Origin of the sequence: Pseudomonas sp. R25(2017), assembly GCF_002112565.1 — a bacterium.
Lineage (GTDB): Bacteria > Pseudomonadota > Gammaproteobacteria > Pseudomonadales > Pseudomonadaceae > Aquipseudomonas > Aquipseudomonas ekonensis.
In genome coordinates this window covers 44,090-62,957 of record NZ_NEHZ01000014.1, presented here as the reverse complement: position 1 = coordinate 62,957, position 18,868 = coordinate 44,090, and the positions used below count along the sequence as shown (strand labels likewise).

At 66.4% G+C, this 18,868-nt stretch carries 19 protein-coding genes and 1 pseudogene; 9 read left to right on the top strand and 11 right to left on the bottom strand.

Features of this window, described 5'->3' with window-relative positions; translation table 11 throughout:
* Nucleotides 1-9 precede the first annotated feature (9 nt).
* From CAG31_RS18430 to CAG31_RS18415, 4 genes are all read right to left on the bottom strand, one after another.
* A complete protein-coding gene (locus CAG31_RS18430; RefSeq protein WP_085583745.1) occupies nt 10-1,587 on the bottom strand; it encodes a DHA2 family efflux MFS transporter permease subunit in 1,578 nt (525 codons plus the stop codon).
* Entirely contained in the window at nt 1,584-2,666 is a 1,083-nt protein-coding gene (locus tag CAG31_RS18425) for an HlyD family secretion protein (RefSeq protein WP_085583743.1), read from the bottom strand. Before CAG31_RS18425 ends, CAG31_RS18430 begins: the two co-directional genes overlap by 4 nt.
* A 73-nt stretch (nt 2,667-2,739) precedes the next feature.
* The gene (locus tag CAG31_RS18420; RefSeq protein ID WP_085583741.1) at nt 2,740-3,162 is read right to left on the bottom strand and encodes a cupin domain-containing protein; all 423 of its coding nucleotides are present in this window, start codon (nt 3,160-3,162) and stop codon (nt 2,740-2,742) included.
* 34 nt (nt 3,163-3,196) lie between these two features.
* Nucleotides 3,197-3,961 (bottom strand): SDR family oxidoreductase, encoded by a 765-nt coding sequence (locus tag CAG31_RS18415; RefSeq protein WP_085583739.1) that lies wholly within the window; start codon nt 3,959-3,961, stop codon nt 3,197-3,199.
* 253 nt (nt 3,962-4,214) lie between these two features.
* Here CAG31_RS18415 and CAG31_RS18410 point away from each other — a divergent pair, with 253 nt between their 5' ends.
* The gene (locus tag CAG31_RS18410; protein WP_085583737.1) at nt 4,215-5,783 is read left to right on the top strand and encodes a winged helix-turn-helix domain-containing protein; all 1,569 of its coding nucleotides are present in this window, start codon (nt 4,215-4,217) and stop codon (nt 5,781-5,783) included.
* Nucleotides 5,784-5,837: 54 nt separating this feature from the next.
* Here CAG31_RS18410 and CAG31_RS18405 read toward each other — a convergent pair whose 3' ends face one another.
* From CAG31_RS18405 to CAG31_RS18395, 3 genes are read right to left on the bottom strand one after another with little or no spacing between them, the layout of a single operon-like run.
* Complete coding sequence (locus CAG31_RS18405) at nt 5,838-7,043, bottom strand: methylaspartate mutase (RefSeq protein WP_085583735.1); 1,206 nt, start codon at nt 7,041-7,043, stop codon at nt 5,838-5,840.
* 42 nt (nt 7,044-7,085) lie between these two features.
* Nucleotides 7,086-7,541 (bottom strand): cobalamin B12-binding domain-containing protein, encoded by a 456-nt coding sequence (locus CAG31_RS18400; RefSeq protein ID WP_085583733.1) that lies wholly within the window; start codon nt 7,539-7,541, stop codon nt 7,086-7,088.
* Nucleotides 7,542-7,543: 2 nt separating this feature from the next.
* Nucleotides 7,544-8,680 (bottom strand): fatty acid desaturase, encoded by a 1,137-nt coding sequence (locus tag CAG31_RS18395; RefSeq protein WP_170930066.1) that lies wholly within the window; start codon nt 8,678-8,680, stop codon nt 7,544-7,546.
* A gap of 111 nt (nt 8,681-8,791) precedes the next feature.
* On the opposite strand from CAG31_RS18395, the gene CAG31_RS18390 reads away from it, so the two are divergent.
* Nucleotides 8,792-9,673, top strand: coding sequence for a LysR family transcriptional regulator (locus CAG31_RS18390; RefSeq protein ID WP_085583731.1), 882 nt, complete (start codon nt 8,792-8,794; stop codon nt 9,671-9,673).
* Between the two features lie 19 nt (nt 9,674-9,692).
* Here the strand turns inward: CAG31_RS18390 and CAG31_RS18385 are convergent, their stop codons facing one another.
* The 3 genes from CAG31_RS18385 to CAG31_RS18375 all read right to left on the bottom strand — a co-directional run bounded on the left by CAG31_RS18385 (nt 9,693) and on the right by CAG31_RS18375 (nt 12,469).
* Nucleotides 9,693-10,679 (bottom strand): quinone oxidoreductase, encoded by a 987-nt coding sequence (locus CAG31_RS18385; protein WP_256575583.1) that lies wholly within the window; start codon nt 10,677-10,679, stop codon nt 9,693-9,695.
* Between the two features lie 9 nt (nt 10,680-10,688).
* Nucleotides 10,689-11,309: a LysE family translocator gene (locus tag CAG31_RS18380; RefSeq protein WP_085583729.1), complete on the bottom strand. Its 621-nt coding sequence runs from the start codon at nt 11,307-11,309 to the stop codon at nt 10,689-10,691.
* A gap of 170 nt (nt 11,310-11,479) precedes the next feature.
* Complete coding sequence (locus CAG31_RS18375; RefSeq protein ID WP_085583727.1) at nt 11,480-12,469, bottom strand: zinc-dependent alcohol dehydrogenase family protein; 990 nt, start codon at nt 12,467-12,469, stop codon at nt 11,480-11,482.
* A 136-nt stretch (nt 12,470-12,605) separates the two neighbouring features.
* Between CAG31_RS18375 and CAG31_RS18370 the strand changes: the two genes are divergently transcribed.
* Entirely contained in the window at nt 12,606-13,496 is an 891-nt protein-coding gene (locus CAG31_RS18370) for a LysR family transcriptional regulator (protein ID WP_085583725.1), read from the top strand.
* Nucleotides 13,497-13,499: 3 nt separating this feature from the next.
* Here the strand turns inward: CAG31_RS18370 and lysA are convergent, their stop codons facing one another.
* Nucleotides 13,500-14,738 carry a diaminopimelate decarboxylase gene (gene lysA / locus CAG31_RS18365; RefSeq protein WP_085583723.1) on the bottom strand — a complete coding sequence of 413 codons (1,239 nt, stop codon included), beginning with the start codon at nt 14,736-14,738 and terminating at the stop codon, nt 13,500-13,502.
* A 122-nt stretch (nt 14,739-14,860) separates the two neighbouring features.
* Between lysA and CAG31_RS18360 the strand changes: the two genes are divergently transcribed.
* The 6 genes and pseudogenes from CAG31_RS18360 to sctI all read left to right on the top strand — a co-directional run bounded on the left by CAG31_RS18360 (nt 14,861) and on the right by sctI (nt 18,863).
* Entirely contained in the window at nt 14,861-15,784 is a 924-nt protein-coding gene (locus CAG31_RS18360) for a LysR family transcriptional regulator (RefSeq protein ID WP_085583721.1), read from the top strand.
* Between the two features lie 130 nt (nt 15,785-15,914).
* Nucleotides 15,915-16,175 (top strand): hypothetical protein, encoded by a 261-nt coding sequence (locus CAG31_RS28235; protein WP_139831397.1) that lies wholly within the window; start codon nt 15,915-15,917, stop codon nt 16,173-16,175.
* On the top strand, nt 16,129-17,070 hold the full coding sequence (locus CAG31_RS18355) for a sigma 54-interacting transcriptional regulator (protein ID WP_085583719.1): 942 nt from the start codon (nt 16,129-16,131) through the stop codon (nt 17,068-17,070). Before CAG31_RS28235 ends, CAG31_RS18355 begins: the two co-directional genes overlap by 47 nt.
* 90 nt (nt 17,071-17,160) lie before the next feature.
* Nucleotides 17,161-17,421, top strand: a pseudogene (locus tag CAG31_RS18350) (hypothetical protein); the annotation flags it as partial.
* Between the two features lie 69 nt (nt 17,422-17,490).
* Nucleotides 17,491-18,474 carry a DNA-binding protein gene (locus CAG31_RS18345; protein ID WP_085583715.1) on the top strand — a complete coding sequence of 328 codons (984 nt, stop codon included), beginning with the start codon at nt 17,491-17,493 and terminating at the stop codon, nt 18,472-18,474.
* A gap of 32 nt (nt 18,475-18,506) precedes the next feature.
* Nucleotides 18,507-18,863 (top strand): type III secretion system inner rod subunit SctI, encoded by a 357-nt coding sequence (gene sctI / locus CAG31_RS18340; RefSeq protein WP_085583713.1) that lies wholly within the window; start codon nt 18,507-18,509, stop codon nt 18,861-18,863.
* Nucleotides 18,864-18,868: the final 5 nt, after the last annotated feature.

Sequence of the window (18,868 nt, the reverse complement as noted above, 5' to 3'; positions counted from 1 at the left end):
CCGGACCCGCTAACGGGTGCCGGCCGTCGCTGCCTGTGCTTTGGCGCGCCTGGCGAATGCGATCTTGACCGCCACCAGCAGCGGGGCGGCGAACGCGAACAGCAGGACCACCGCCATGAAGGCGCTGTCGAAGGCGATCACCATCGATTGCCCGGAAACCGTGCGGCCCAGCAGATTCGCTGCGGCGCGGCCGGTTGCCGGCACGTCCAGGCCTTTGTCGGTCAGCATCGCCGACAGTTTCGCCAACCGCTCGATGACGGCCGGGCCGCCCGGTGTGACATGGGTGCCGAGGACCACGGCATTGTGCGCATGGCCGTGTTCGATCAGCGTCTGCAGCGCGGCCACGCCGATCAGCCCGCCCAATTGCCGGCCGTTGTTGAACAGGCCGATGCCGGCGGCCAGGTGACGGCTGGTCAGGCGGCTGAACGCGATCAGCGTGATGGACAGGAACAGGAAACCGAGGCCCAGACCGCGCAGCAGGATCGCCGCCATCATGTCGTCGCTGCCGCTCTCGAGGGTGGAGCCGGACAGCATCCACATGGCGAGGGCGATCAGCCCGATGCCGAGCGGCACCGTGGCGAACGGCGCCACGCCCCGCGCCTGCATCAGCCAGGCCGAAACGAGCAGGGCGGCGATGAACACGGCGCCGCTGGGCAACAGCAGCAGGCCGGCCTCAGTGAGGGTGAAGCCGAGCACCGACACGGCGAAGGCCGGTATCAGATAGGCGCTGCCGAACAACGCCGCCCCGGCGACAAAACTGACGATGAAGGCAAAGGCGAAATCGCTCGATCCGAACAGATCGAAGTCCAGCAGCGGCGGGCGCCTGGAAAGCAACTGCCTGGCCAGGAACCCCAGCAGGGCGGCGGTGCCCGCCAGTGTCAGCCAAACGATGCGCGGCTCTTCGAACCAGTCCCAACGCTCGCCCTGACTGAGCACGTAGGTGAAGCACAGCAGGGCGGCGCTGATCAGCCCCCAGCCGATCCAGTCGAAGGGCCGTCGGTCTGCCTTGGCCGGCCGGGGCAGCTCCGCCCACAGCATCAGGCCGCAGCCCGCCAGCGCCAACGGCACGGCGCTGAAGAAAATCCAGCCCCAGGAGCGGCTGTCCACCAGCCACCCTTGCAGGGCCGGGGTCAAGGTGGCGGAGGCAACCACGGCGCCGATGGCGAACAGCGCCTGCAGCAACGGTTGCCGTTCGCGCCCAAAGGCACGGAAGATCAAGGCCTGGCCCGCCACCAGCAGGGTGCCGCCGGCGAAGCCCTGAACCATGCGCAACGGCACCAGCAGCTCAAGCCGGGTGCCGGCGGCGGCCAGGGCGCAGGTCAGGCCCATGGCCAATGTGGCGCCGACGATCACGGTGCGGGGTGCGAAGCGGGTCAGCAAGGCCGAGGCGCTGATGAAGCCGATCAGCTTGAGCGCGGTGTAGCCGATGTCCAGCCAGGCAAATTCGTCGGGCGTGGCGTAGGTGTCGCCGATGATGCCGTTGCGTCCCAGTACCAGGGCGCTGCCGGCGATCGCTTCGGTCAGGCTGGCCAGCAGGACGCCGGCCAGGAGCAGGGCACCGCTCCACGTGCCGGCCAGCCGTTTCATGACCCGGGCTCCACGTCGACCCGGGCCGACAGGCCGGGCACGATGCGGCCGGGCAGCGGGTTATGGGCCAGGCGGATCTTCACCGGCACCCGCTGCACCACCCGGACGAAGTTGCCGGTGGCGTTGTCGGTGGGCAACAGGCTGAAGGCCGAACCGCTGCCGGGGGCGAAACTGTCGACCACGCCGCGCAGGGCATCGTCGGGGTAGCCGTCGACCGTGATGCGCACCGGTTGGCCGGGGTTGATCCGTTCGAGCTGGGTTTCCTTGAAGTTGGCCACGACCCAGACGTCCTGGACCGGAACGATGTCGAGCAGGGCGCCCCCGGGCGTGACGAAGCGGCCGACACGCACCTGACGGTTGCCGACCACGCCGTTCACCGGCGCGCGCACCACGGTGCTGTCGAGGTCGATCCGGGCCAGGTCCCGAGAAGCCTGGGCCTGGGCCACGCTGGCCAGCGCCGCGGCGCGCTGGGCCGACAGCACGGCGATGCGTTGCTGTTGCGCTTGCACCGATGCGGATGCCGCTTCCACCGTCGCGGACGCCCGGGTCTGGGCGGCGGCGGTTTCATCGACCAGCGCCTGGCTCACCGCATTGCTGACGATCAGCTTGCGGTTGCGTTCGTGGGTCTTGCTGGCCAGGTTCAGCTGCGCGGCGGCCGAGCGCCGCTGAGCCTCGGCCTGACGGATCTGGGCATGCTGCAGTTCGGTCTGGGCGTCCACGTTGCTCAATCGCGCCTGCGCCGACTGGAGATTGGCCTCCGCCAGCGCCAGACGGGCGCGGTAGTCCTGGTCATCGATGCGAAACAGCACGTCGCCGCTGCGCACCGGTTGGTTGTCCTGCACCTCGACTGCGGTCACGTAGCCGGCCACCTTGGCCGCCAGCGATGTGACATCGCCGCGAACATAGGCATTGTCGGTGCTGACGCCGCCGTCGCCGAACAGCAGGACACCGCCGCCCGCCACCACGGCCGCCACCGCGCACAACAGCACGCCCGCCACTTTGCGCTTGCGCCGCGGCACGGCGGACGGCGAGGGTTCGCCGGCCTGGCTATCGGGTACTTCGTGCTGGAGGGCGTTCATGTTCAGGATCCTGCGCAAGGCCAACGCCTCCGGCAGCGTGGGGCTGCCGGAGGCGGGCGGTAGAAGGGGGCGGTTACGGTTTCACGGGCCGGACCAGATCCCCCTCGGTGCTGTCGAGCACGAACACCGCCAGCAGGCGGGACGGCTCGGTGGTGCTGGCGTTGGCGCTGACGGCGTGGAAGTCGCCCGGCTGCTCGACGAAGTGTTCCCCGGCCTTGTAGACCTTCTCCGGCGCATCGCCGACCTTGCTGCGCACGGCGCCTTCAAGCACCGTGGCGTAGATGAACGCCGACTTCGGATGGAAGTGCGCAGGCGAAGACCCGCCCGGCGCGTATTCCACCAGCACGCCCTTCATGGTCTTGCCCGGCACGTTGGGCAGGGCGCGGTCGAACACCACGGTGACCTTGCCCGCCTGCGGCTCGGCCGCAGAGACCGTCGAGGCAGCGGTGACCGACACGGCCGCGAGGGTGGCGGCCAACAGGATTCGGCTAAACATGGCAGTGCTCCTATAGATGAGGGTGAGTGCGCGTTCAGCGCGCAGCCGACGCGGTCGATTTCGCCAGCCAGTCTTCGAAACGGGTCGGGCCCAGGCGCGGGTTGGCGCTGCCGGGGGTGAGCGACTGGTCGTCCAGTTCATCGCCGAAGTAGCGGGCGTGGACGTCCGGGATCACCTTGCGGGTGTCGCCGGTGACGCGGAAGAAACGCCGGACCAGCTCATCCAGCGGCAAGGCCTCGGGGCCGGCGACTTCCTGGGTGCCGTTGCTCGGCGCGGCCAGCGCCACATCCGTCAGCGCGGCGGCGACGTCGTCCGACGCCATGGGCTGGATCAGCGCAGGCGACAGGCGCACTTCGTCGCCGACCGTGGCCGACTGGGCGATGCCGCCGACGAATTCGAAGAACTGGGTGGCCCGCAGCAGGCTGTAGGGCATGCCGGAGGCCTTGATCAGGTTTTCCTGGGCGACTTTGGCGCGGAAGTAGCCGTTGTCCGGCAGCCGCTCGCTGCCCACCACCGACAGCGCCACGTGATGGCGGACCCCGGCGGCGGCCTCGGCGGCCAGCAGGTTGCGGGTGGAGGTCTCGAAGAACTCCAGCACCGCTTGGTCTTCCCAGGACGGCGCGTTGGACACGTCGACCACCACCTGGGCGCCGTCCATCGCTTCGGCGAGGCCTTCGCGGGTGATGCTGTTCACGCCGGTGTTGGGCGAGGCCGCCAGTGCATCATGGCCGCGCTCGCGCAGGTTCTTCACAAGTTTCGATCCGATGAGGCCGGTGCCTCCGATAACGACAATCTTCATGGCGTCTCTCCGCTTGCCGACCGCAACCATTGCTGTCGATGTGCTTCGAGGATGCCTGCGGCGGGGATCCGAATCTTTGCCCGGGGCTTGGATTTGCCTTGGCCCGAGCTTGGATTTGCGTCCAAACCGTCCAAACTGCTGTGGCCGGCGCACAGACCGGTGCGGCGGCGCACACTCTGCCGTACCATTGAGGGCCCAACCCACTGCCACCCCGGATTCCGCGCCGGGGGCGTCCGATCAGGGAACCGCCAGCGTGCCATTCAAGTTTGAAGACTTCGTGCTCGACCCAGAGCGCCGGGACCTGACCCAACGCGGCCAGACCGTGACCGTCGGGCCGCAAGTCTTCGATCTGCTGCTGCAACTGATCAGCCACCGCGACCGGGTGGTGAGCAAGGACGAACTGCTCGATACCGTGTGGAGCGGCCGGGTCGTCTCCGAATCCACCATCACCAGCCACATCAACGCCGTGCGCAAGGCCATCGGCGACACCGGCGAGCACCAGCGCCTGGTGCGCACCGTGCCGCGCAAGGGCTACCGTTTCGTCGGCGAGGTCCAACCGAGCGACGATCCCGAGCCTCCCGCCGCAACGCAGCCGACGGCGCCGCCGCGCCCGGCGCTCCTGCTGCCGGACAAGCCTTCGATCACCGTGCTGCCGTTCCAGAACCTCAGCGGCGACCCCGAACAGGACTACTTCGCCGACGGCATGGCCGAGGACATCATCACCGCGCTGTCGCGCCTGCGCTGGCTGTTCGTCATCGCCCGCAACTCCAGCTTCACCTACAAAGGCAGGGCGGTGGACACCCGCAGCGTCGGCCAGGAACTGGGCGTGCGCTACGTGCTCGAAGGCAGCGTGCGCAAGTGCGGCAACAAGGTGCGCATCACCGGCCAGCTGATCGACGCCAGCAGCGGCATGCATTTGTGGGCCGAGCGCTTCGAGGGCCAGCTCGACGACATCTTCGAGTTGCAGGACCGGATCGCCGAAAGCGTGGTCGGCGCCATTGCGCCGCAACTGGAGCGCGCGGAAATCGAACGGGCCAAGCGCAAGCCCACCGACAGCCTCGATGCCTACGACTATTACCTGCGCGCCACGGCCAAACTGCACATCGCCACCCGCGAGGCCATCGACGAATCGCTCGCGCTGTTCTACCGCGCCATCGAACTGGATCCGGAGTTCGCCTCCGCCTACGGCATGGCCGCCTGGTGCCACTTCTGGCGCAAGCTCAACGGTTGGATGACCGACCGGCCGCGGGAAATCGCCGAAGGCGCACGGCTGGCGCGGATGGCGGTGGAGCTGGGCCGCGACGACGCCGTGGCCCTGACCCGCAGCGGCCACGCGCTGGCCCACCTGACCGGCGACGTCGACGGCGGCATCGCCTTGCTCGACCGGGCCCGGCTGCTCAATCCCAACCTGGCGCCGGCCTGGTACCTGGGCGGGATCCTGCGGGCCATGCGCGGCGAGACCGATGCCGCCATCCAGAACCTGGAGCACGCGGTACGCCTCAGCCCTTTGGATCCGGAGATGTTCCGCATGCAGGTGGGCATGGCCATCGCCCACTTCTTCGCCGGTCGCTTCGAGATCGCGGCCGGTTATGCCGAACAGTCGGTCGGCAATCTGCCCAGCCTGCTGCCGGCGGTGGCGCTGATGGCCGCCAGCCACGCGCTGGGCGGGCGGATGGACAAGGCCGGGCCGGTCATGGCGCGCCTGCTTGAGTTGGATCCCACCCTGCGGGTGTCCAGGCTCAAGGAGTGGCTGCCGATCCAGCGCCCCGAAGACGTCGCCCTCTTCATCGAAGGGCTGCGCCTGGCCGGGTTGCCCGAATAGAAAACGCCCGATGCGGGCATCGGGCGTTTGTGGGGGAGGCAAAGCGCTGCGCCGTCAGGCCACGCGGTCGTAGGTCTGGATGTTGTGCCGCAGCGCCGCCAGGAACGAGAACGCATTCTCGACGCGCTCGCCGTCGAACCCTTGGTAGTAGTTCTGGGCCGTCACCACGGTGCCGGCGTTGCGTCGGTTGTCCGGGTGCAGGCAGTACGGGATCGACAGGAAGCCGCCGGCGAAGGCATCTAGGATCGCCTCGGACAGGTCGCTGTCGCGGGCGAGGGTGCCTTCGATCAGCTTTCGGGCGGCGCCGAGGACGCGGGCGTGCTCTTGCGCATCGAACGGGATGTCCGGCAGTTCGCCGTCGGTGTTCAGGCAGAAGTCGGCGTACTCCAGCGCCGCGATGTTCTCCTCGATGCGGGGGATGCGGCGCGATTCCACCGGGGTCTTCATGATCACCCGCTGCACGCCGGTGGCGCGGATCATCGCCAGCGCATCGCTGGTGATCCGGCAGAACCCGCCCAACGAGCGCGGGAAGAAGCCCATGAACACATAGCCGACAAAGTGGTAGCTGCCCGGCGCGAAGTACTCGCTGGCCAACTGCTGCAACGCCGTCACCGCTGCCCGGTCCTGTACCGGCGAAGTGCCTTGTGCGTAGGAGAACGACAGGGTCTGGATGCCGTGGGAGCGCAGGAACAGGCCTTCGAGAATGTTCAGCGCCACCAGGATCGCCGGATCGCACATCTGGCCCATCATGCAGCCGGCGAAGCTCTCGATGTGGCTGTGCTCCACACCGTCGGCCAGCACCCGGCACGCTTTCTCCCAATGGCCGAACGCCTCGCGCAGCGGTGTGCGGCTGTAGGGCAGGCAGTAAGAGATCGGTCCGCCTTCGGTGGTGGGCAGGCCGATCTCGACCATCCGCTCGAAAATGTGCAGCGGATCGGGCGAGCCATGCCGGATCTGCACCGGCAGGCGGTGGCGGGCATAGATCTGCTCCAGCATCGCGCGGGTGTCTTCGCCGGGGTGGTTGACGATCGGATAGCCGTTGAGCATCGACCCACTGTCGATGGCCCGCTGCGCCGCCGCGAGGTTGTTCACCCGGGTGAACGCATCGAGGGTGATGGTGCAGACGGTGTTGGCGCGGCTGGCGGCCACGCCCTCAAGCCCCGCCTGCATCCGGGCCGGGTCGCTGAAGCCCATGCGCGGCTGGAGCACCGGACCTTGCTCGGCGAACCGTTCAAGGACATGCGTGTTGAAGTCGATCATGCGGTAAACCTTTTCATCAAACCGGTAGGTGGCGCGGACGGGTCAGCGGGCGACCCGTTTCTCCAGGAAGTGCGTCGAGTTCAGTTGCGCGGTCACCAGTTCCTGAAAGGTATCGAAGCTGTTGGCCACGCTGTCGTCGAACACTTCATCGAAACCGGCCGTGCGCAGGGTTTCGCTGTGCCGGGCGATGGTCTGGCTGTCGTTCTCGGTGCAGATCTTGCCGCCGATGTACAGCCCGCCCTGGTGACGGGTCTCGCTGCGCACGCGCTTGGCCAGTTCCGCGCCCTCAAGGTAGCCGTGGCCGTTGACGGTGCTGACCACGACGATCGCGTTGCCTTTGCGGTTGAGGCGGTCGATCACCTCGTCCATGGGCGTGTTGGGCCCCAGGTTCTCGACCTTGTAGCCCAGGTCGTTGAGCAGGAATTCCATGAACACCAGGTTCCAGCTGTGGGAGTCGGAAGGTACGGTGGCGAGCAGAGCGGTTTTGTTGAACATCATCCTTAAAGTCCTTTTTGGGTTGCAGTCCTGTTGGCGTAGTACGGAAGTGCTCGTTGAAAGTTGCGGAAGTTGGCGGTCACCGCGTTGATGTAGCCCCAGTTTTCGCTGTAGTTGGTCGGGAAGGGCTTGGAGCCTTCAAGCATGTCCCGCTCGCGGGCGGTGATGTAGTTGGGCCAGTCGGCGGAGCGCGGGCGGCGGTGATGGAAGTCATGGCAGGGCGTGTCGCCGACCATCACGAACAGGCGCACGAACAGGTGGAAGCACAGCATCTTCACCAGCCACAGGGCGATCAGGGCCTGGCGGCGGATGAAACCGGCGTCTTGCGGCAGGCGCAGTTCTTCGCCGATGAACACGCCGGTGGTGCTTTCGCAGATGAAGTCGATGCCGCGGCGCTCCAGCACGTCCACGCTGGGCCAGGTGTGCTCGGCGGCCAGGCGGAACGTGGTGCTGATGTGATAGCCGGCGAACACCGGCACCACCCAGGCCATGACGAACAGGTCGAAATGCCCCAGGGCAGCGGAGAGCAGGGCGAGGGCGACCCAGAACATCAGCGTCCATTGGGCGACGCGGCGGTTGTCGGCCACGGCGGTGGCTTTCACGCGGCCCCAGAACGACCGCAGGATGGCCAGCGGCGACAGCGCGGTGGTCACAAGCTTAGTCCACATGGTGGAGATGCTGTCGGACGGCTTGAGTTTCACCACTTCCTGGAGATAGGACAGGGTGTCGTCATCGTCGGTCAAAAGGGCCCTGGAACTGTGGTGGAGCGTGTGTTCATGCTTGTAGACGTCGAAGGGCTTGAGCATCAGCACGCCGGAAATGATCCGGCCGACCTTCAGGTTGCGCTCGCGGTCCTTGAAGACCATGTCGTGGGCGCAGTTGTGGCAGATCATCACCTGCATCTGTTTGATGCCGCCGGTCGCCAGCACGAAGCCCAGCAGCCAGAGCCAGACGCTGCCTTGCAGGTAGCCGGCGCCGGCCAGCGACGCGCCGATGCCGATCAATCCGGCGGAGACGATGATATGGTGCATCGGTTTGAGGGGCCGGACCCGGTCGAGGTCCTCGGGCAGGGGCTTGGCGGTCAGCCAACTCAAGAACGGCTGCATGAACCCTGGAAGCGGGCGCATCGAGTTACGTATCATCCATGTTTCCTCTAGGGTTTTGCTCCATGCAAAAAACTTTAACGTGACCTCTGGTTATTTCGAACAGAAATACATGGGGATCGATTTTTCATTTTTGGGTAAATCATCGACATGGATTGGGATGATCTGAAAGTTTTTATCTTCGTCGCCAAATCGAACAACGTGACCGAGGCCGGCGCCTCGCTCAAGGTTTCGGCTTCGACGGTGTCCCGCAAAATCGCGGCGCTGGAGGAATCCCTCGGCGCCGCTCTGTTCCTGAAGAAGACCAACGGCTACTTCCTGACCGAGGCCGGCCGGGCGTTGCTGCCGCTGGCGCTGGAGACGGAAGAGCGCTTCAAGCTCATCGAGCGGCAGATGTCGCAGCCGGGGGAACGGATGGCCGGGCAGGTGCGCATCGACTGCCCGGAACTGATGGGCACGCACCTGATCATTCCCGCGCTGGCGCAGTTCCGTGAGCAGTACCCGGAGATCAGCTTCGACTTCTTCAATTCGGCCGTGTCGTCCAAGCTCACCCAGAGCCACAGCGACATCATCGTCCGCCTGCGCCGGCCCGAGAACGGCAACTTCACCATGCGCCGGGTCGGCACGCTGACCCAGGCGCTGTTCTGTTCCGAAGGCTATGCCGCCGCCCACGGGCTGCCGGCGGCGGTCGATGACCTGAAGCGCCACCGGCTGATCGGCTGGACCGAGGAAATGGCGTACATGCCGCTCGCGCAGTGGCTGAGCGACATGAGCGGCGAACAGAAACCGTGGATGCGCGTCTCCAACCTCAACGGTCAGCTCAAGGCCGTCGAAGCGGATCTCGGCATCGCGGCGTTGCCGGTCTATGTCGCGCACCAGTCAGGCTTGCGCCGGGTGTTGGCGGACGGCCCTTCGCACAGCTCCGAGGTCTGGCTGCTGCGCAACCAGGCGACCCAGGGCATCGGCCGTGTCGACCGGGTGGTGGACTATCTGACGCAAGTGCTGAGCGAAAGAACGGCCGCGATTCACTGACGGCCGTTCTGCGGGCGGGTCATGGCATGAGGATCAGGGAACCGCGGGTTTCCCGGTCCTGCACCCGGCGATGGGCTTCGGCGGCGTCGGCCAGCGGCAGGCGGGTGATGGCGGGCGCTCGGATGGCGCCGTCGGAGAAAGCCCGCAGCACCCGCTGAGCGGCCTCGGCGAGCTCGCTGTCCTGGCCGATGTAGTGCTTGAGCGACGGCCGGGTCACGTGCAGCGAACCCATCTGCCCCAACCGGGACAGGTTGAATCCGGTCACGTCGCCGGAGGCGTTGCCGAACGACACCAGATGCCCGCGTTGGCGCAGGCACGCCAGCGACAGTTCGACCGTCGCGCGCCCCACGGAATCGAACACAGTGTGGACGCCCTTGTTCGCCGTCAGTTCGCGGATGTGCCTGAGCGTGTCCGGCGCTTCGGCGTCGAAGGCCGCCACGCAGCCGGCGGCGAGCGCCTGACGTCGTTTGTCTTCGCTCGACGCCAGGCCGATGACGTGCAGGCCCCGGGCGCTCAGCCAGGCCGTGGCGATGCTGCCCACGCCACCGGCGGCGGCATGCCAAACCACCCAGTCGCCGGGTGCCACGGGTATGCAGCGGTGCGTCAGGTACTCGACGGTCAGCCCCTTGAACATCAAGGCGGCGGCCACTTCGCTGGGCATGTCGTCGGGCAGGCGGATGGCCCGCGAGGCCGGCAGCACGGCGTGGCTGGCGTAGCTCCCCGTCGAACTGTCGACGAACGCGACCCGGTCGCCGGGGGCGAGGCCCTGCACCTGCGGCCCGCATTCGAGGACGCGGCCGGCGCCTTCCATGCCCAGGCCCCGGGGGAACGGCGAGCCGTCGTCCAGCGCGCCGGAGCGGCGGTGCAGATCGATGAAGTTGACCCCGGCCGCCTCGACGGCGACGGTGATCTCGCCGGCGCCGGGGGCGCGCAGCTTGAGTTCGCGCAGTTCCAGGACGTCCGGTGCGCCGGGGGTGGTGAAGACGATGGCGTGGGCGTGAGTCATGGGCAGTCCTTACAGCGGGCCGATGCGCAGAAAGATCCACACGGCGACCGCAATCAGCATCAGGCCGAACGCGGCGTTCTGGGCCACCAGCAAGCGGGGACGCGAGCGGATCAGCTTCTGCACGGTCGAGCCCATCGAGACCCAGATGACGTGGGAGAAGAAGTTCAGCGAAATCAGTGCGGCGCTGAGGACCAGCACCACGGTGCTGCTGGTGTCGCCGGCGGGCAGGAAGGTCGAGAACATCACCAGCAGCATGACGATCCCTTGCACGTTGCCCAACTGCACGAAGATGCCGTCGCGAAACTGCAGGTGCAGGGTCTTGTCGCCGGGTGCCTTGAGCGGACGGCGCAGCAGGCGCACGCCCAGCCACAGGATGTACAGGCTGCCCGCCACTTGCAGGCCCCAGACCAGCGTCGGGTGGTTCATCAGCGTGTGGTAGAGCCCCAGGCCCACCAGCACGGCGATCAGGAAATAGGTGATGTCGAGGCCGGCGATGAACCAGACCGAGCGGCGCACGCCGCTTTGCGCGCCGGAGGTGGCGACCATCAGGTTGCCGGGGCCTGCGCTGAGGGTGAGCGGCACCATGGTCGACAGCCAGAGCAACCAGTTGATGCTGAAAATGTCTTGCATGCTTTCTTCCTTAAATCGCGGTGCGAACTGCTTTCGCGCCAGTCTAATTCGCGGCCGCTTCTAAGGTTATAGCGAAGAGCGCAAGGCGATATCCCAGAAATGGTGGAAGCCTTGCGCGCCGCCCGATGCAGGCATCGGGCGGCGGTCTGGAAGGGTGGGGAGGGAAGGGCTCAGACCGTGACGACGATCTTGCCGATCTGCTGGTTGGCCTCAAGGAAACGGTGGGCCTGCTGGATCTCTTCCAGCGCGAATGTCTTGGCGATCACCGGCTTGAGCGCGCCCGAGGCCAGGCCGTCGAGGATGAACGCCTTGGCCCGTTCCAGCGCGGCCGGGTCGGCGACGATCTCGGCGTACAGGTAGCCTTTGAGCGTCAGGCATTTGCCCAGCACGGTGAACAGCGGGAACGGCGTGGGTTCCGGGCTCAGGGCGCCGTATTCGAGCAGGATGCCGCCGCGGGCCATGCTCTGGGTGAGCGTTTCGAAGGCCGGGCCGCCGACCGGGTCGAACACCACCCGGGCGCCCTGGCCGTCGGTGAGGGCCATGACCCGCGCCACGATGTCTTCTTCGTCGCTGACGATCACATGGGCGGCGCCGGCGTCCAGCAGGGCCTGCTTTTTCGCCTGGGTGCGGGTGATGGCCACCGGCACCGCGCCAACGCTGCGGGCGATCTGGAACGCGGCCAGGCCGACGCTGCTGGAGGCGGCGGTGATCAGCACCACGTCGCCCTGGGTCAGTTTCGCCTGCTCGATCAGCGCGCCCCACGCGGTGACGTACTGCATCCAGGACGCGGCGGCCTGTACGAAGGACAGGTTGGCCGGGTGCTTGACGGTGAGGTGAGCGGGCACGTTCGCCACTTCGCCGTAGGTGCCCCAGCGGGCGATGTCCAGCGGCGGGATCAGGCTGACCGCGTCGCCGACATTGAAGCCGCTGACGCCTTCGCCGACCGCCGCCACCACGCCGGCCGCTTCGTAGCCCAGACGGCTAGGGAATTCGGCTTCCTGCAGGTAGGCGTGGTTGCGGAACATCACTTCCGCGCGGTTCAGGCCGAAGGCCTTGACCTGGATCTGCACCTCGCCGGGCGCGGGGGCGGGCACGTCCACCGCTTCCAGTTTCAAGACGCTTGCGTCGCCGTATTCGTGAATCCTGACAATCCGGGCCATGTGCACCTCTGCTGTATCAATGGAGCGACGCACCGGGGCAGTCCCGGTGCGTGCGTGTCGTGGCGCCCAATTTAGTCTTTGGCCTGGGCCGGATAAAGCCCTACGATGGCGCGACACTAGAAACACAGGGTTTCCAATGGATCGCCTCACGTTGATGGCCACTTTCGTCCGTTCGGTGGAGCTGGGTTCGTTCAGCGCCGTGGCCGACGAGCTCAACCTGTCGCCGCAACTGGTCGGCAAGCAGGTGAAAATGCTCGAACAGCATTTGGGCGTTTCCTTGCTCAACCGCACCACCCGCAAGCAAAGCCTGACCGACTTCGGCCGCACCTTCTACGAGCGGGCCAAGCTGATCCTGGCCGACGTGGACGCCGCCGAGGAAATGGCCGCCGTCACCCGTGGCGTGCCCAGCGGGCGGCTGCGGATCAACGCGCCGGTGACCTTCGGCGTGAGCACATTGTCGCCGCGCCTGCTGGAGTACATGGTGCGTTTTCCGCAGGTGTCGGTGGACCTGACCCTGTCGAACGAACTGGTGGATCTGGTGGAGGGCGGCTATGACGCCGTGTTTCGAATCGGCGAACTGGCCGACAGCGGCATGAAGGCCTTGCCGCTCAAGCCGTACCCCATGGTGCTGTGCGCCGCGCCGGCGTACCTGGCCCGGCGCCCGGCCATCGCGACGCCACAGGACCTGCAGGCCCATGAGTGCCTGGCGTTCGCCTATTCGGACGGACGTTCGCACATTCGCCTTGAGGGACCGGAAGGCGTCGTCGATGTGCCGATCAAGAGCCGGCTGACGATCAACCAGGGCGACCCGTTGCTGGCCGCCGCCGTGGCCGGGCTGGGGGTGGTGATGCTGCCGCTGGAGCTGGTCAAGGACGCCTTGCGCGCAGGCACGCTGGTGCGGCTGTTGCCGCAGTACAAGGTGCCGGTCTCGCCGATGAACCTGCTGTACGCCCCGGACCGGCGGCTGACGCCCAAGCTGCAAAGCTTCATGGAGTTCGTCAGGGCCGCGTTCGGTCCGGGTGCGTGAGGCTCAGAGCTCCTGTTCTTGCTCGAACAGGGCGTCCAGGGTCTGCCGGCGGCGGATCAAGCGGGCCTGGCCGTCGCTGAACAGCACCTCCGGCAGCAGCGGCCGGCTGTTGTAGTTGGACGACATTGACGCGCCGTAGGCGCCGGTGTCATGGAACACCAGCAAGTCGCCGACCTTGGCTTCAGGCAGCGGTTGCGGGCGCAGTTCCTGGTCGTCCTGGGTGAAGATGTCGCCGGACTCGCACAACGGGCCGCCGACGACGGTGTCCACCAGCGGCCGGTCCACCGGGCGGCCTTCGGCGTCCAGCAGCGTCATGTGGTGGTAGGCACCGTACATGGCCGGGCGCATCAGGTCGTTGAAGCCGGCGTCGACCAGCACGTAGCGGCGGTTGCCCATGCGCTTGACTGCCCGCACTTCGCTCACCAGCCGGCCCGACTCGGCCATCAGGAAGCGGCCCGGTTCGATCTCCATGTGCACCGGATGGCCCAGCAGCGCTTCGATTTCCTTCCTGGCCACCGCCCAGGTGCGCGCATAGCGCTCGACGTCCACGGCGGCCTCGCCCGGACGGTAGGGCGTGGAGAGGCCGCCGCCGATGGAGAAGGCTTCGATGTCCTGGCCCAGGCCAGCGATCAGTTGCACCATCGACCGCGCCACCTCTTCCAGGTGCGAGTAGTCCACGCCGGAGCCGATGTGCATGTGCACGCCCACCAGTTTCAGGCCGAACTCACGGATCACCGCCAGGGCCTCGTGCAGGTCTTCGTGCCAGATGCCGTGCTTGCTGTTCTCGCCGCCGGTGTTGGTCTTGCGGCTGTGGCCGTGACCGAAACCGGGGTTGATCCGCAGCCATACGCGGTGCCCCGGCGAACGCTCGCCCAGTTGGCGCAGCATGTCGATGGAACCGGCGTTGACCTCCACCCCCAGCTCGACCACGCGCTCAAGGGTCTTGCGGTCGAACAGGTCGCAGGTGAACACGATGCCCGCCGGCGCGCCGCCGACCTGGAAACCGGCGAGCAGGGCGCGTTCGATCTCGCCCAGGGAGACGGCATCCACGTGCAGGCCGTGCTCGCGCATCAGGCGCAGGATGTGCAGGTTGGAGCAGGCCTTCTGCGCGTAGCGGACGGTGTCGAACGCGCGCAGGCGCCCGATGCGCTCAAGGATTGTCGCGGCGTCGTAGCTCCACAGCGGGGTGCCGTGGGTACGGGCGCTGTCGGCCAACAGGGTGAAGGGAAGCGTAGGGGACATGGCGCATGCTCATCGAAAGGATCGGCGCAGCATGCCGTGCCTCGCTCATCAGAAAAAATAGCTTTTTATTCGCTGTCCATTCATATCTGATATGGCCTTCTTGTTGTCACCGGAAAATCCCAGTGAAGATCTCGCTGCGTCAGATCGAAGTGTTCCGTTCCATCATGCAGGCCGGCAGCGTCACGGGCGCGGCGCGGTTGCTGTTCACCTCGCAGCCGACGGTCAGCCGCGAACTGGCCCGGCTCGAACAAGTCTCCGGACTGCGCCTGTTCGAGCGCGCCGGCGGGCGCCTGCTGCCGACGGACCAGGCCCTGATGCTGTTCGATGAGGTCGAGCGCAGTTATGTAGGGCTTGAGCGCATCGAGCGCTGCGCGCAGTCGATCCGCAATTTCGAGCACGGCCGGCTGGCCCTGACCTGTTTGCCGCTGTTTTCCCAGACCCTGCTGCCCCGGGTGTGCCGGCGCTTCTACCGCTCCCGACCGGGCGTCAGCGTGAGCATCGTGGCGCAGGAGTCGCCGATGCTCGAAGAGTCGCTGGTCACCCAGCAGCACGATCTGGGCCTGACCGAAGTCGAGCAAGTGCCGCGCGGCACCCGGGGCGAGCCGCTGTTCAGCGCAGACATGATTTGCGTCCTGGCGCCGGGGCATCCGCTTTTGGCCAAACCGGTGCTGTCGCTGGCGGACTTTCACCGGGTCGACTTCATCAACCTGTCCAGCCTGGACGTTTACCGCCAGCGCCTGGACGAGTGTTTCCGCCAGGCGCAGGTCGACCGGCGCACGGTGATCGAAACGGACAACGCCGCATCGGTCTGCGCCATGGTCAGGCAGGGCCTGGGGGTGGCGATCATCAACCCGCTGACCGCATTGACGGAGGCGGGGCGCGACCTGGTGATGCGTCCGCTGGCGGTGTCGCTGCCGTACCGGGTCATGCTGATCCGGCCGGAGCACCGACCGGCGTCGGTCAGCGCCGATGCGTTCTGCCAGGCGCTGCGCGAAGAGGCGCAGTCGATGGCCGAGGGGGTGAGGGCCGCCTTGCGACGGCCATGAGGCGCGGTTCCGGAATTGAGCGTTTCTATGGCCTTTGCGGCGAATTTCAATTTCGCCCCGCACCTGTGCGACGCTAGACTGCGGCCTTGCCGCAGGAGAGCGGCCGGCGCACCCGCAGCGGCGTCCGGCCTTGGAAATCGCACTGAACCATCGGGGGAATGAACGCAGGCTGGTGATGGAAATCTGCTGCTATCAATATCGCCCTGAACAAAAACAATGGTGTCGCAGGCATACGCTTGAGTTTCTGACGTCCATCGACCTTCCGATGCTCGGATTGAAAGAAGGCGCGGCGTTTCTGTATTCCTCGATCCCGACAGAAGTGATCATCATCGTGAGGGAACAAGATGACTGGGGGCTTTTCGAACAACCACTCCGTGCAATGGGAACATGAAGTTCTCGACACAGTGGGCACCTTGCAAGCGTTTATCAGAAAGGCCGCACCGTTGAAGGTCGACATGGTGCTGGAGGGGGAGACCGGCACCGGCAAGGACACCCTGGCCCGGCGCATCCACGAACTGTCCGGACGCGAAGGTCAGTTGGTGGCCCTCAACTGCGCGGCGGTGCCGGAACAGCTGGCCGAGAGCGAACTGTTCGGGGTCATGGCCGGGGCCTACACCGGCGCCTCCAAGTCCCGGGCCGGCTACATCGAAGCGTCCGACCGCGGCACCCTCTACCTCGATGAGATCGACAGCATGCCCTTGCTGCTGCAGGCCAAGCTGCTGCGGGTGCTGGAGATGCGCGGCATCGAACGCCTGGGCTCGACCCGTTTCGTGCCGCTGGACCTGCGGGTGATCGTCGCCACCCAGACGCCGCTGGAGAAACTGGTGGACGAGGGCAAGTTCCGCCGCGACCTGTTCTTTCGCCTCAATGTGATCAAGATCCAGCTGCCGACCCTGCGTTCGCGCCTGCAAAACATCCAGCCGCTGTTCCAGCGCTTCGTCTGCGAGGCCGCCGAACGCCACCGCCAGCCGATGCCGGCCCCTGACCCGCACCTGCTCAAGTGCCTGCTCAACCACCGCTGGCCGGGCAACATCCGTGAACTCAAGTGCGCCGCCGAGCGCTTCGTGCTGGGCATGCCGGCCTTGCAGACCGACGATCCTTCGCCCCCGTGCCGGCAGGCCGCACCGCTCAAGAGCCACCTGCGCCTGTTCGAAAAGACCCTGATCATGGATTGCCTGTCGCGCCACGCCAAATGCATCGACTCGGTGGTCAGCGAGCTGGGCATTCCGCGCCGAACCCTCTATCACCGCATGAAAAGCCTGAGCATCGACTCCCCGGAACTCTGACGCCCGCGGTCCGTCCCCCGACGCCCGGAACCTGCCGCACCGGCCAATTCGCGTTCGCCATGGAACCGCTGCCGAGAATCGACCACTCATTGTTCGAACACCATCCGGTGCTCAAACAACAATCGATTATCAGGAGTAGACACTATGGCCGGTACCGCATCCCTTGGCGCTTCGATGGCTGCCATGCAACAAATGGACGCCACTGCAGCAGCCACCACCACCATGAACGCCCAGGCTCAGTCCAACAAGATGATGACCGATACCGTCAACGGTATCGCCAGCGCCTACCAGGACTCCGCCACCAAGGCGCAGAACGCCGCCCAGCAGACCGGCAAGGCGATCAACTACTAAGTGGTCACAGGCCCTTCCGGCCTTGGCCGGAAGGGCCGTGACTTGGGCAATCCAGGCAAGGAGCACCTTATGTTTTCCACTGCGTTGACACTCCCTCCAGGCGGCTCGTTCCAGGGCGGCTTCAGCCTGCCGGGCATGGGCGGGTCCCAGGGCGGCTCGGGCAACAGCGCCGGGCAGATCGCCGAGCTGTTGAGCCAGGCGCTGTTCGAGAAATCCGGCAGCGGCGCCAACATCCGCGACGCGAAAAACCCGTTGCTGGGCATGATCGCCGACTACATGGACAAGAACCCCGGCAAGTTCGGCAAGCCCGACGACGCCAACGGCAAGGTGCGCAGCTGGCGCGACGAGCTGACCGAGGACAACTACCTCAACAGCGAAGAGAAGGCGGCGTTCACCAAAGGCCTCGAAGGCATGATCAAGGACATGCTGGGCGGCGGCCTGCAGAACGGCGGCCAGTTCGGCGGCGGCAACGGCGGCGGCTGGAACCCGATGCCGGGCGGCAACGGCGGCGGAGGCTGGAACCCGATGCCAGGCGGAAACGGCGGGGGCGGCTGGAACCCCATGCCCGGCGGCATCGGCGGCGGTGGCGGCGTGCAGGACCTGCTGTCGTCGCTGCTGGGCAGCCTGGGCGAGGAGAAGCTCGACAACCTGCTCAAGCCCACCGGCAACCCGGCCCGCGATGCCCGCGGCGAGATGGCGTTCTCCAACGATGACAAGGACGTGCTCAAGGAAATCGCACGCTTCATGGACATGCACCCTGAAGAGTTCGGCAAGCCGGACGGCAAATCCAAGGACTGGATGGGCGAGCTGTCCGAGGGCGATCAATACATGTCCCGCGATGAGAGCAAGCAGTTCCAGAAGGCGATCGACATGATCAAGGGCGAGGTCAAGGGCAGTGCCCAGGGCCACTCGATGGGCGGACTGTTCCCCAACGCCGAGCAGAACTTCCTCAACGGCGGCGCCGGCAACACGCTGCAGACCGATGCCCGGATCACCGCCGGCAACGTGCTCTCGGTGCTGACGCAGCAAAGCACCGGCAGCCTCTTCGGCTGAATGTAAACCTTCGTCCTGGCAGGAGAGCGTGAATGGCGATTACAGGGGTAACAACCGGGCATTCGGGTGCAGCCGCGCCCGAGGCATTGCCGGCCAGGCCGCCTGCCGAGGCGGACATCGCCTGGTTCAATGCGCAGATGCAGCAGGCGGCGATGCGCGCCGCCGGCAACGAACCGTCGGTGTCGGCGATTTCCCAGGCCTCGACGGCGTTGCACAAAGACGCCGACAAGGCGACCCGCGAACTGCAGCGCGCCGCGCGCTCGGTGGACCCGCAGCAGGCGCTGCAGGCCAACCGTTCGCTGTCGTCGTTTTATCTGCAAAGCCTGCTCAGCGCCAAACTGGTGAGCAAGGCCGCCCAGAGCGTGGAAAAACTCACCAGTCTTCAATGAGGCGC

Coding starts and splice junctions, on each gene's coding strand:
- CAG31_RS18405 (WP_085583735.1), bottom strand. CDS start 7,043: ATGATCGACTTCAACACGCATGTCCTTGAACGGTTCGCCGAGCAAGGT.
- CAG31_RS18385 (WP_256575583.1), bottom strand. CDS start 10,679: ATGACTCACGCCCACGCCATCGTCTTCACCACCCCCGGCGCACCGGAC.
- CAG31_RS18400 (WP_085583733.1), bottom strand. CDS start 7,541: ATGATGTTCAACAAAACCGCTCTGCTCGCCACCGTACCTTCCGACTCC.
- lysA (WP_085583723.1), bottom strand. CDS start 14,738: ATGTCCCCTACGCTTCCCTTCACCCTGTTGGCCGACAGCGCCCGTACC.
- CAG31_RS18420 (WP_085583741.1), bottom strand. CDS start 3,162: ATGTTTAGCCGAATCCTGTTGGCCGCCACCCTCGCGGCCGTGTCGGTC.
- CAG31_RS18425 (WP_085583743.1), bottom strand. CDS start 2,666: ATGAACGCCCTCCAGCACGAAGTACCCGATAGCCAGGCCGGCGAACCC.
- CAG31_RS18345 (WP_085583715.1), top strand. CDS start 17,491: ATGTTTTCCACTGCGTTGACACTCCCTCCAGGCGGCTCGTTCCAGGGC.
- CAG31_RS18430 (WP_085583745.1), bottom strand. CDS start 1,587: ATGAAACGGCTGGCCGGCACGTGGAGCGGTGCCCTGCTCCTGGCCGGC.
- CAG31_RS18380 (WP_085583729.1), bottom strand. CDS start 11,309: ATGCAAGACATTTTCAGCATCAACTGGTTGCTCTGGCTGTCGACCATG.
- CAG31_RS18390 (WP_085583731.1), top strand. CDS start 8,792: ATGGATTGGGATGATCTGAAAGTTTTTATCTTCGTCGCCAAATCGAAC.
- CAG31_RS18370 (WP_085583725.1), top strand. CDS start 12,606: ATGGATCGCCTCACGTTGATGGCCACTTTCGTCCGTTCGGTGGAGCTG.
- CAG31_RS18375 (WP_085583727.1), bottom strand. CDS start 12,469: ATGGCCCGGATTGTCAGGATTCACGAATACGGCGACGCAAGCGTCTTG.
- sctI (WP_085583713.1), top strand. CDS start 18,507: ATGGCGATTACAGGGGTAACAACCGGGCATTCGGGTGCAGCCGCGCCC.
- CAG31_RS18395 (WP_170930066.1), bottom strand. CDS start 8,680: ATGATACGTAACTCGATGCGCCCGCTTCCAGGGTTCATGCAGCCGTTC.
- CAG31_RS18415 (WP_085583739.1), bottom strand. CDS start 3,961: ATGAAGATTGTCGTTATCGGAGGCACCGGCCTCATCGGATCGAAACTT.
- CAG31_RS18355 (WP_085583719.1), top strand. CDS start 16,129: ATGACTGGGGGCTTTTCGAACAACCACTCCGTGCAATGGGAACATGAA.